This is a genomic window from Rhodococcus sp. TAF43, assembly GCF_052113525.1.
Taxonomy (GTDB): domain Bacteria; phylum Actinomycetota; class Actinomycetes; order Mycobacteriales; family Mycobacteriaceae; genus Prescottella.
In genome coordinates this window covers 27,633-39,841 of the sequence record NZ_JBFRDL010000030.1, presented here as the reverse complement: position 1 = coordinate 39,841, position 12,209 = coordinate 27,633, and the positions used below count along the sequence as shown (strand labels likewise).

General features: G+C 65.3%; 10 protein-coding genes. All 10 read right to left on the bottom strand.

Annotation, left to right across the window (positions count from 1 at the left end):
* Position 1: 1 nt before the first annotated feature.
* The gene (locus tag AB4Z09_RS18275) at positions 2-3,577 is read right to left on the bottom strand and encodes a tubulin-like doman-containing protein (RefSeq protein ID WP_442240370.1); all 3,576 of its coding nucleotides are present in this window, start codon (positions 3,575-3,577) and stop codon (positions 2-4) included.
* 58 nt (positions 3,578-3,635) lie between these two features.
* Positions 3,636-6,347, bottom strand: coding sequence for a vWA domain-containing protein (locus tag AB4Z09_RS18270; RefSeq protein WP_442240369.1), 2,712 nt, complete (start codon positions 6,345-6,347; stop codon positions 3,636-3,638).
* A gap of 107 nt (positions 6,348-6,454) precedes the next feature.
* A complete protein-coding gene (locus AB4Z09_RS18265) occupies positions 6,455-6,925 on the bottom strand; it encodes a hypothetical protein (RefSeq protein ID WP_442240368.1) in 471 nt (156 codons plus the stop codon).
* A 646-nt stretch (positions 6,926-7,571) separates the two neighbouring features.
* Positions 7,572-8,045: a hypothetical protein gene (locus AB4Z09_RS18260; RefSeq protein WP_442240367.1), complete on the bottom strand. Its 474-nt coding sequence runs from the start codon at positions 8,043-8,045 to the stop codon at positions 7,572-7,574.
* Between the two features lie 34 nt (positions 8,046-8,079).
* Positions 8,080-8,526 carry a hypothetical protein gene (locus AB4Z09_RS18255; protein WP_442240366.1) on the bottom strand — a complete coding sequence of 149 codons (447 nt, stop codon included), beginning with the start codon at positions 8,524-8,526 and terminating at the stop codon, positions 8,080-8,082.
* Between the two features lie 418 nt (positions 8,527-8,944).
* Positions 8,945-9,088 (bottom strand): hypothetical protein, encoded by a 144-nt coding sequence (locus AB4Z09_RS18250; protein ID WP_442240365.1) that lies wholly within the window; start codon positions 9,086-9,088, stop codon positions 8,945-8,947.
* 109 nt (positions 9,089-9,197) lie between these two features.
* The gene (locus AB4Z09_RS18245) at positions 9,198-9,830 is read right to left on the bottom strand and encodes a DUF6308 family protein (protein ID WP_442240364.1); all 633 of its coding nucleotides are present in this window, start codon (positions 9,828-9,830) and stop codon (positions 9,198-9,200) included.
* 112 nt (positions 9,831-9,942) lie between these two features.
* A complete protein-coding gene (locus AB4Z09_RS18240; RefSeq protein WP_442240363.1) occupies positions 9,943-10,470 on the bottom strand; it encodes a hypothetical protein in 528 nt (175 codons plus the stop codon).
* Between the two features lie 445 nt (positions 10,471-10,915).
* Positions 10,916-11,998: an ADP-ribosylglycohydrolase family protein gene (locus tag AB4Z09_RS18235; RefSeq protein WP_442240362.1), complete on the bottom strand. Its 1,083-nt coding sequence runs from the start codon at positions 11,996-11,998 to the stop codon at positions 10,916-10,918.
* On the bottom strand, positions 11,922-12,167 hold the full coding sequence (locus tag AB4Z09_RS18230) for a hypothetical protein (protein WP_442240361.1): 246 nt from the start codon (positions 12,165-12,167) through the stop codon (positions 11,922-11,924). The genes AB4Z09_RS18235 and AB4Z09_RS18230 overlap by 77 nt, the downstream gene beginning before the upstream one ends.
* Between the last annotated feature and the right edge of the window lie 42 nt (positions 12,168-12,209).

Below are 12,209 nucleotides of genomic sequence, written 5' to 3'. Positions count from 1 at the left end.
CTCAGAACACCCCTCCCTCGGGGACCACCACGTCGTTCATTGCTGCAGCGGGTGTTGTCGCGTAGAACGCACCACCCCCCACATGCGGAAGTGCAGCCGTTCCCATGGACTTGGCTTGCTCGACGCACCCCGATATGAGGTCGATGAGCTGGCCTGTCGCCCAGTGAACGTCCGGAGCAAGATCACGGAATATCGGGGTCATTGATGCCTGGTTCCGCGCCGAGATCACCGAGAACTGCCCGCCACCGCGTGCTCCGTTCACGCCCGGCGCCATGAAGTGGTCCCCAGCAAGTGTGCAGATTTGCGTCAGCCACTCGATTCCGCGCTGGGCGCGGTCGTCGACTGTCGTCGCGTCGGCCACCCCGGGAACCCGCGACGGCAGTCCACTCCCCGTGGCGCCGGTCGACAGCCACGACAGCACCACTTGCTTCGCCGACACCTCGACAATGCCGGTTGCAGGTGCCTGACTGTGCGAATCCCACAGCCCCCGCAGAGTTCGATACGGCACGAGCGAACCCATCACGGGCTGTTCGTGCGAGGACGCGATGGCGAGCAACACCGATTCGAGTACCGCCGGCAGCCAATCGTACGTGGCCGAGAACTGACTCGGGGGTGTCAGCAGGGGATTCGGAAAGTCGAGCCAGCGGGACGCATCCGCGTCCCAGATCCGCACTGGCTGATTGAAGGGCGACTCCGGGATCTGGATCCGTCCAGTGAGCTGGCCGAGGAACCAGCCCGCTGTCATTGCCCGGCGCTCGTCCTGTGTCATCGGCAGTGCGGCGGCGAGCGGACGCGTCCGGCGGAATCGCCAGAACGCGCCACGGCCCTGCGCGGGGGTCCGCGCCCACTGCTGCTTCGCCGGTTCTAGCACCGAATCGAACACCAGCGGCGAGTAGTTCGGATATGACCCGAAGATGTCGATCCTGGTAACGCCGCCCTCGTCGGTCAGCGACCTACGGAGATTGTCCTTGGCCGGCTGGTCGACGCGGGGGTCAGCATCCAGCAGCCGAATCAGCTGGTCCCCCACATCGAGGCCCTTGAACGGCACCTCCGCGAACTTGTATCGGTACTCCGTTGCGGTGCCGTGCAATTCCTGGACGGCAGTGTCGTTGACGCTGATCAGTGGACGCGCCAGAGACAATGCTTCCTGGAATTTCGTGATCACCGCGTCGCGGCGTCTGGTGAGCTCAGACTCGGCGCCCCCGACACCCATGACGTAGTCCCGCAACGACACCTTGCAGAAGTCATCGAACGATTCGCCGGGACGGTCGATGAACAACCGAGCGCGACCGAGCAATTCTGCCGGTCGAATGTGCACGTCGAAGGCTGACAGCGCCGGGGTTGTTCGCTCACCGGTGTCCGGATCGACTGGGAAGACCTTGGATTGCCACTGCGAGGTGCACTCGATCAGACCGCGGGGAGGCAGCACGCCACCAGTAGTGGCCCAGACGCCTGAGATCACCTGCCGCGCCGCGACAGGAATTGCAGTAGCCAGGTGTGGAGGAGCGTCGCCCGCCCCGACTGATCGGGGCAGGTCCACCTCGTACTGGGTCTTGAAATCGCTTGAACTGGTGAGCATCACCTCGTTGTCCGCCTCGGCGAACCGGGCCTGCACCCGCTCTTCGCTATCCGCGGGCCACGCCGCGTACTGGTCAGTCGCCAGCCGTGCAAGACCGAGATCCTGTATGGCGAGCCCGGCTGCGTTCTCAAGGATCCGCTGTGCCTCCGCCAGCGCATTGACGAGCGGACTGAGGAATTCGCCGGTGAAGCCGCCGAGCGATTTCTCGACCAGGCCGGCGGCCGAGCCGTAGATCCGCTGCCGGAGCTGGCCCCGGTATCCGCCCAGTATCCGTTCGATGACCTCGGCGCCGTTCGAAATTGTCCCCTTGAGCATGCCGAGGACCGGCTCCACTTCGGCTGGCATGGCCGCGACGTCGTTGGGTCCCAGTCGGGACAGGTCCTGGGCCCCGGGCAGCACGAAGGTATTCAGGTGTACTCCGAGCCGCTCGACCAAGGCCCGCGCGTACGGCAGTCCGAACTGTGCGATGGCACCAGCAACGACGGTTTCAGTCCGACGCGCCAGGTCCTGATGCCAAACATAGGCCCAGCCGTATGCTGCGTCCTGGGCCGCCTGAGTAAGAGCCACCCGCCGGTTGCCTGCCGCCTGCCGTAGCATCGGCACCCACTGGTTGGCGGGAACTCCGTCCGACGCTGGCAGGAAGCTGCGCAGGTTCGTCTCCACGACGGTGTGTGCGAGCCGGTCGCCGTCTGCGCTGGGCAGCGCCTGCTGCGTGAGCCACTGACCCAAGTGGGCCTGAGCCTGATCGCCAGTAACGCCAATCGGTAGCCCGAGATCCCCGCAGATTGCTGGCCACTGGCTGTCCAGCAGCGCCTTGACCTGCTCGGTACCCGACGCCGGATTGGTCGGCGACAGGTGTCCGAACATCAACTTGTCGGCACTGGACCGGGCCAACCGCTGCGCTGCGTACTCGGCGTACCGATCCCTGCCCATGCTGAGGCTGGCGAAGCCGTACGAGCCCCATGGCAGCGCGTCCCACGGCGAGTCGCCCCATCCGAGATAGTCACGATTGCCCGGAGGAGAACCCGTATTGCCGAGGTCGAAGGACATGAACTGCGTGGTCGCTGCACCACTCATCATTAGTCCCGCCAACCCCCGCGCTAGTCCGCGGTAGACCGCGTTCTGCGAACCGTCACCGAAGAGAGCTCTCTGTGGCCCGACGAAGCGGCCGACGGGGAATACGCGGGYGAAGGGGATGCTTGCGCCCTCACCGTTGTTCAGGCCTAGAGCGGCCAGCGTGGATACGTCGTGCTCCCGTGCCGCACCGGTCTGGCTGGCCACGATCTCGCCGAGCATGGCCAACGCATTCGCGCGGACGCCGCTGCGAGCCCCTTCTGGGAGGCTGTCGAAGATATTCGGTGTCACCATGAACACACCCATCATTGCGGGATCCACCCCGGTGACGAGGGTCAGTAGTCGGCAGACGTCGAGCGCCATCGAAGCACCGGCGCCTCCTGCCATCGAGGAGACCACCAAGATGAGCGGCGGGTGTCCGGAGTTGAACTCGCCGAGGCCTGGCACTTTCAGATTGCTCATCTCGGACACTGTTTCAACTCGGAAGAGCTGATCCCAGGTGTGCTGGAGGCGGTCGCGGATCTCCGCGGCCTTGTTCAGGGTGATCATGCGGCCCACCGCCCGATACTGGCCGGCGCCAGCCGAGATCGGCACCCCGACCTCGTCGGGCTTCCGGGGAGCCCATGTCGCGGTGGCGTCGAGAGCGTACGCCGCTGCGTATCGGCTGGTCACCGCATTGTCCAGTACCGAGTAGCTACCGGTCTGGGGGCCGGAACCGAAGTACGCGCCGCCCTGCTGTTGCACGTTGCCGAGACCGTCCGGGCCGTCCTCGCTGCCGGATGGGACGTCGATCGAGACGAATTGCCAGCCTGCCGGAATCTTGTCCACCCCATGCGCGGCGAGGTCCGACCGCAGCTGATCCATCATGTAGGCCAATGTGGCGCCGCCCGAACCGCCACACCCGACCACCAGGAATCGTCTCAACTCAGTCCTCCAACGCTGTTAATTGACAGGGCATGGCTCTTACCACCTGTGGTCGGCATCAGAACCGGAACGGTTCAGGTGCCGACGGCGGGGGCGCGTCCGGCGCCGGACCCGGATTCGCCCCTGGTTGGGCTCCGCCGGTGTTCGGCTCATGAGGCTGACCAGAGGCCCCTCCGAACGGGTGACCACTAGTTCCAGGCGAACCCACGAAGTCGAATCCGGCGCTCGACGGCTGACCGTTCCCGAATCCCCCGAAAGCTGAGGGTTGCGGTCCGGGTTGCACTGCACCGGGCCCGGAGCCGGGATTTGCTGCCGCCCAACGGGACCGCAACTCGGAGAGCAGGCTCGGAAGACGTCGATTGATGTCGTCGACAAACTCGAGGCGGCGCAGCTGGCTTGCATCCCCGCCAACCAAAAGCAGCACGTCGGCCCGATCTTCGGAGCCGGTTGGGTCGTGGAACACCACCCAGCTATTGTGGACGGCCAGGGGTAGCCTCGCCGCGAGGTTTTTCCCGTGCGTCGACGGTGTATGCGAGGACGCCCCGACCTTGCCCGTGGCTTCCGCAGTAACGAAGCCAGCGCCGAGCGGCGAAGGGCCGACGTGCGTCTTCATCGTCACCCCGTGGACGGTCAGTTCTCGGACCGGATCACCGAGCCCCGGAACAAGATTGATCAGATCCGTCTCCCGCAGTGTGAACGCTGCACCGTCGCGGAGCACCATCCGACCTGAGATCGTGATCGGAAGTAGCTCGGCTGACAGAGGTCTCGCCGGAATCTTTGCCGTCAGCCACTTGGTTAGGTAGAGCAGAAGCAGCGGGATACCCGGACCGAGTATCAGAGCAGCGATCAGTGTCATCCAGAAGTTGATCGGGTTGAGCGGCTTCTGAACGTCCGCGCTGAACGGGACGTCCACCGTCATGGTCCGATCGAACTCTCCGGTGGGCGCAATCGACACGGCGAGGACACCGTTCAAGGTGCCGTTCGCCTCGTTCTCCGTATTCAGCATCACCGGTAGTTCCGTCGACTCGCCGTCGCCGAGCGTAAGGCAGGAGTCCTGCGAACCTGCCTGGTCCGCTCCCGCCGACACCGTGCCGACCCCGTCCGGGGAGGCCAGCACCTTCAGCGACGGCACCGACATCATCGGCGACCACACGCAGCCCGGCCCCGTCACTTGGAGACCTGTCTTGTGTACACCGGCCCCTTCGACCGTGCCGAAGTCCAGACGCCTGCCGACTGTGGGGAATCCCAAGGGCGCTGCAACGTTCAGTGGCATGTCGACCACGCTCGGCGCCAGTTCGGTACCTGCCACGCGATTGCCATCCGGGCCGGTTGCCGCTGCCGTCGTGACATCGAGTTCCATTCGCATCGTCGACTGTCCGGGCGGTACCGCGGTCAGATCCAGATCCACCGGGGTACCCAGTTGATCCTTGCTCAGGTCGTTGGCGATCACCGTCTCGTGGCCGTCCGGGCCGATGACGGTGGCAGACAGCCGGACATCACCGAGAATCGTGGCCGGGTCTATCTGGGCACGCTGCGCATCAACAACGCCGAACGTCACGCCCTTTGTGACCTCACCGCTGTGCACAACCTCGTGCTCCTGGCCGACCCAGGCGGGAAACAGGTTGCCGGCGATGTGGATGTTCGACTCCGACCGCGCTCCTGGCTTACTCCCCGTCGGATCGACAAACGCCAACGCCCAGGCACCCGACCACGCCGGTGAGGATGCGCCGTTCGACATCTCGATCGAGATCGCCTCAGGTGAGTGCCAGGTGTAGGCGACAGGGCCCACCGGACTATCCAAGGTCTGCGCAGAACCAACCGCACCGGCCTTCAGCACAAGCTGATCGCCGGTCGGCAGAACCAGGTACACGTCACGACCGCCCCCTTCGGAGCGCGCCAGGATGCTAACCGCGCCGATCGAACTGTCCAGCACAAAGCGGTGTTTCGCATCCTCACACAGGATCCGGACGCACACTCCCGACTGCTGGTGTATCGGGGCCTGCCCCGGCGTGCTCATCGCATCGAACGCAAACAACAGGTCGTTGATGTTCTGGGCCAGGAAGAACTCGCCCGGCCGGGGATCGAGGATCGCGCCACACGGGCCGGCCGCGCCTGGATCGCCGGTGGCGATCGACCGCATCAGATTGAAGTCAGATTCGGTCGCAGTACCCGCAGCCAAACCTACGCCGAGCGTCACCACCCCCGACGACCGCAACTGGTCCGCAACACCGCCGGGTCGACAGATCGACTCTTGAGCGGACGCGATGACCTGGTCCACATCACGCTGTGAGCCAATCTTCACCCCCGGCGCGTACGACTTCTCTCGACCCGTGTCGGTGCTGTAGTCGAGCTTGCCATCGGTGAACCAGGCGATCGCTTGGCAGCGGTCGGGTCCGCGCTCCGCCAACGCCTTCCGAGCGCCGTCGAGTGCTGCCCAGTAGTCGGTGTCGCCGCCAGCGGTACGTCCCCGAAACTCATCGACCGCGGATCGCAACCCGGGTACTGATGACTCGGATAGCTCGGTGAACGGCACGTGTGGGTTGTAGTCCTGCGCGAAGCCGGCCACCGCGACGTCTAGGGTCACCCCGGCCCGCGCCCCGTATCCGGCGAGCTGATCGAGCAGATAGTTCGCTGCGCGGACGCGGGCACCGTCCGGGTCGGAGGATTGCAGGCTCGACGATTCGTCTATCAACAGCAGCAGGTCGCCCTGCCTCTGCGCGGCCATACAGGCACCGAGGTCGTCCACGGCGGTGCGGACGTCGGTGCCCACCGACGGCGCGGCCAGCGGCTGAGCGGTAGCGGCAGGTGCGCCGCCGAACACGAGACCTGCCAGCACCGCCCCTGCCGCACCCCACATCCGGCGCACTGAAACGCGGCTCACAGGTGACCCACCCAGTCGGCGATCCGCCAGGCCGCCAGCACGACACCGACCAATGACAAGGCGAATCCTCCCCAGTACGCGAACCGCACCCAGTCAGGCTGGGAATATATCGGCTTTGCCCGTCTCCGTGTATCAGCCGCCGTAAACGCCGCAAGAAGCCCGATCCCGATCGGACCGCACAGCGTCCAACCGACGAAGGCCATCACCGGATCGGTGCCAAGTATGGCGGCGACAACCAGCCCGATCGCCGACGCCACACCGACTGCCGCAAGCCACAGAACCGGTGGACCCGCGACCGACTCGGAATCAGCCAAAGACGATCCGGGATTGGTGTCGAAGCCCCACTGGGTCGATCCACCGCTACCTGGCCGGGAGGCGAAGCCGTCGACAATCGGGGGGCCCGCACCAGGCGCCGCGGACTGTCTCCCATAACCGGTGAAGTCGAACGGGTCATCAGGCTGGGTCAACGCTGGAGCTCCTCGCGAAATCGAGCCGAAATACGGCAAGCTCCAGCCACACCCGAAAAACTCGACTGCGGCAGCGATCTCACCGTTTCCAAGCAAACAAACACAGAGCCCACGAGGTTCTCGTTGCCCAGTCGAGGCACGCGGGGCCTAGATTCTAACTCCGACAAAGCGTTTCCCACGGGCGATATCGGACAATCGGATGACAGACACGATTCAGGACCGCAGGGCGTCCACCGATCGCGGACCGGTTGGAGGCGGGCTCGTTGCTCAGGTTCTGGGCTGCCGGTCGAGATGGATACGAGTTCGACGCAGATCACCGTTCGCTGGCGCGATATCGACGAAGGGGAAGGACGCGTGTGGGCACGTGAGTTGCCCTCTCGTCCACCCCACGGCCACTCATAACGAGCTCACCTACTGGCAACCCTGCATACTCAAACAGGTCGTATTCCCTCCACGGCAAAAGAACCCTGGGGCTCTCGTCTTCACGGCGTTCTCTCGTGAGTTGTCATCAGAAGGAGCCTTCGGCAATCCCGCAGTCACCAAGCCGTGGTTCAGCCGGAGCTCGCCTGGGCCGACGGTTCGACAGCCGGATAGAGGTCACGAAGACAACACCGAGGAGTCGGTACCTGGTCTCTGGCTGCTGGACTCAAGGACGGGTCTGCCATTCGAGCTCGTTGTCGATGACTTGCGGCAGCCACATGCGATCGAAGAATGCCCCGGTTTCCAGGCTGTCCGCGAGGTCGGAGAGCATGGAGCTGAGCGAATGCCACTTCGGCCCACCGTCATCTGCGGTGTCTCGGCTGCACTCGGTGATACACCAGTGCATGGGTCCGGGCCGAGTGTCGATGRACCAGAAGTATCCGTCCAGTCCAGCGAACGGGATGTACTCGGGGAGAAATGTATAGGCAGGGGTGCCGGCCGGTTGAGATGAGGGATCTCCTTCGACCATGTCGGGATCGTCCGCCGTCAACTTCGCCCAGACATCGAGCATTCTTGAGTGCGCCGATCGGATTTCAGTCGGCGTCATGAGGGAGATCAGCGGAAGCAGCCGACGCGGTGCGCCGGCATACAACCGGAGAAACTCGACGAGTTCCCCCGGCCACTCGTCGACGCCGACCATCGGCTCCTCTTCGACCGCCGGCGGTACTCGGTACTCAACCGGAGTGTCGGTGTTCGCGGACAACCATCGCGCCACCCGGGCCCACGCGGTTTCCACGGACCCCGGCGGTGTCGGGCTGAAGAGCCGGAACAGCGTCGATCTCGCGTTGCCGACACTCATCTTCGGCCTCGGCTGCCGCCTTGTCGGTGCATGCAGCAGCGATCCGGGCGACCACTTCGTCGACACTGAGTGACAATCCGATGACGCCCTGCACCTGGACATAGTTCTGCTGTACATGCAATGCAACCCAATCGGAGTACGGCCCCGGGTCCTGCTCCATGTAGGCGTAAGCCTTGACGACCATGTCGCGTACGGCGGCGCCGGGTGTGTCCGAACGCCCTGCCAGCGGCACGAACGTATTGTCCGCTTTTCGGAGGCTGATCCGCCACCACAAGGCACCGGCATCGTCGACGTCGGGAAACTCTGATGGAACGATGGTCACGTCTGTCTCCCCGGCATGCTCGTGTGGCGCCTATGACCGGTTCAGCCTGGTGGTGAGACTCGACCGCGGATGCGATGCGACCGGCCATCCGCCCTGCGACCACAGGGACCGGCCGGTACTCGAGCACGGCTCTCGCGTCGCGCTGCAACAAAGCCGAGGCATTCCGATATACACCGAAAGTACGAAAAACGTTGAGACACAAGATGTAAATATCTCAACTGGTCAGTCTGAGTATTCGAGGCCTGCATGATCAGACCCTGGCCGGGTAGGAGTGCCACGGCTGCGCGGCGAGTTATGCGTGGTGGTGCGTGACTTGGTTGCTGTATCCGAGCATGCCCGCGGCGACGGGCGGCCGGGATCGGCGAAACCAACTCACGCAGCGTGGCGTTGCGGGCGGCGTACACGTCCACGATGGTGCCTAGAGGCGCGGCCATTGCCGCACCGTATTCGTACGGGGAGCCGTCGTCTCCGGCGATCGGGCGTCGAGTCGGCACAGGCCGGTGTCCGAGGCCGAGTCGGCAGCGACGGCGACGGCGGTCGCAGTCAGCTGCGCGATAGCCATCGTTTCCTCCTGAAGCGTTCGGCCGGCGCGTCCTCACTCCCGGTTGACACTTCGATGTCTGTGGACTGGGCCCGGGGATGTTTCAGCTGCAGTAGGCCTTACAGGTCAGCTACCAGGTGAGTATGTCCAGCAAGCGCAGGTCGGTGACCTGGTTGAAGTCGCTGAGGTCCGTCGACTGCTGGACCGCGTCCCGGACAGCGGTGAGGGCACCTGAGTTTCGGTTCTCGATCAGATCAGCTCGGATCGCGGCCCAGTTCATCGACTTGAAGCCTCTCTGGGGGTGGCGCAGGGCGGCTGCCCTTCCGACGTCTCGGTAGGTCTTCTCGAGGTGACTGTCGATGATCGGGTACAGCGCAGGTTGTTTGACGTGAAGGACCTTGCTGATCTTCGCGCGGTTCACTCCCCGCGGTGCGGCGGTAAGGAAGTGATCGAACAGGTCGGTCATCGCGTCGTAGACGCCGGCGGTGACGTCGGGGTCCCCGTCAGCGAGATCTAAGACTGCGGCAAGCCAGGGTGCCTCCGTTCCTCGGTCGATGAACCATTCCAGCTCGGCTTCGTTGATGCGGGAGCTGACAGCTCGCGTGCGGCGGACCTCTTCCGCGGTGAGGATGGTGGGGTCTCCTGCGCCGGGCAGGTCGTACTTGCGCAGCGTCCTCTTGCTGTACGCACGCAAGATGGTGAGGACTTGGTCGAGAGACAACGGGCGGCCGGCGATGACGATGGGGCGTTCTGTCGTGGTCACCCGCGAGATTCTGCACGTCCAACGTCGTGCATGTGGTCGAATCCGATTCGTTCGTATCAGCAGTCGGCCCACCCCGGGATGTCCTGAGGTGGGCCGATAGGTGCACTGCTCGTCAGGCGACGGTGTCGCGGGCTACTCGGAGCGGTGGTGGGTTGTCTCCGTATGCACGGGACAGCATCTCGTGCCGCCACGACGTGTCCGCTGGGATGTACACGCCGTCAGCTCGGGACTGGCGTGCGGGGATCCCGAGGGCGTCCACGAGCTGATGCCGCTCGACGGCGGGGATCGTGCCATCCTTGCTGCATCGTGCCTTCGGGACGGTGATCCTCATGCCGCCCTCACGGTCACGCAGCACCGAGTAGTGGGTGCGGGTGCGGGCGAACAGGGCTGCACGCATCCGGTATTGGACGGCGGCGGTGCCGTTCGGGGCAGTGGTGCAGTCAGAGTTCGCCCCGCTCTTGCCTGCCCGTTCGAACATGGTCGGCCACGCCACCCGGTTACCTTCCGAGCCCCGGAGAGGCTTCACCGACGGAGTGTTGATCGGCTGCCCGCGCCACTGCTTCTCGAACAGGCCCTGCACGTGGTCGCACGGCCGCTGATGGCGCAGCTGCAGGATCCGACGGCGAGGCGATCTTGCCATCGTCGACGACCGCGCGGACATACCTCGGCGGCCGCACGTTCGCGACACCAGCGGTCTCGGGCAACCGGTACTGACGCTGGGCGACCAGGTTCGTACGCGGCATCGGCTTGGCGGGCGGCTCAAGGCCGGCAGCGCGGTCTTCCGAACGCCACATCGCCTGTGCGGCGCGATCGTTCATGCCTTCATCGGCGCCCTTCGTGCTGGGGAGAGGACAGCGGTACACGGAGGTCATTGACGCCCATCTGCCGCACGTTGGGCATTTCTGCTGGGCCTACGCGGCACGGGCGTCGGCGTCATTATCCCACTTGTATCCGTCGTTGGTGACGCCGCCGCGTCGCATGACCGTCTGAGAGATCGCGGCCCCGCGGTGCTGGACCACGAAGAAGCTAAAAGGGTGCTATCACCGCAGTTCACACCCGATTTCACCTACGGGTGTCCCCGGCGATCACTCGGCTGGCGACGCGCCGGGCAGCTGACCGGCAGCCGCGGCGATCTCGGCGGTGTAGCGGGGCTCGAACTGCGGCGTCAGGCCCGAGAAGTGCCAGTAGTCCGGCGCGGTGTGGGCGGCGCCGATGACCGCGCCAGCGATACAGGCGATGGAGTCGGAGTCGCCGTTACTGGTGGCCGCCCACGCCAGCGCCTCAGGCCCGGTCAGCGGCGCGGCGTCCGTCCCGCACTCGGACGTCGCGAGATCCGCAGCCAGTAGGCCGAGCGCGATCGCGCTGGCGGACTCCCAGCCCTCGCCGATGCCGGCACACGGGTCGCCGAAGTCAGCGGGGTCGAGTAGGCGCAGGCGGTCGCAGGTTTCCGCGGCCGTGATCAGGAGGTCTACGACCTCATCATTGAGGCCGTCTACCAGTACAGATGACACGTCCCCTCGGTAGGGGGCGAGGACGTCGGCGAGGTACGGGTCAGTCAACCAGTCACTCGTGCCGTCGTAGATCCGGTCGGCCTCGGCGAGGGCGTGCTCGAGGAGCAGGCCACCGCGCTCGGGGGCGTGCCGGATCGCGTCGGCGAGTAGCAGCGCGGGAACGATGGCGCGCGGGTGCTTGTGGGTGATGACGGCCTGGAGTGCGGTCAGCCCGCGCCAGTACGGTTCGGGTGCGAAAGCGGCTGGTACCAGGCGCATCACGGCCCCGCAGCCTGCGGATTCACGGGCGCCGTCCTTGTCGTACCAGCGGGCACCGGCACGCAGACGATGGAGTGAGCCCATGCAGGCGCGGCCGGGTGCGCGGTTGTTGTCGGGGTCGACCTGCCACAGGACGAAGTGCCGGATGATCGCGTCGGTGACCGCGGGGATGTCGGCGAAGTCCACGGCCTCGGCGAGGGCGTCGTGCAGCGCGAGGGTCATCTGGGTGTCGTCGCTGATGATCCACTCCCCTGCCGGCGCGGCCACGGGGTAGGCCGGCATGGATGCGTAAGAGGTGAACTCGACTTGGTAGCCCCAGGCGTCACCGGCTGCCAGACCGGTCAGTGCGTTGCCGTAGCGGGCGAGCTGGGCGGCGTCGTTGGTTGCCGGTGCGGTCACGCTTCTCCTCCTGCTCGATTTCGTATGCGGCGGTGCGGATACGCGCGATCTCGATCAGGTCGAGGTCTGCGACGCGGCCGTAGAAGTTGGCGGTGTCGTCCGCCGACATTCCGTCGTTCAGGCGCTGGCGGATGTCGTCGAGTTGGTCCTGGGTCAGTTTGCCGCTCATGGTCTTCTCTTCTCAACAAGGGGGACGTGTGGTATCCCCAGC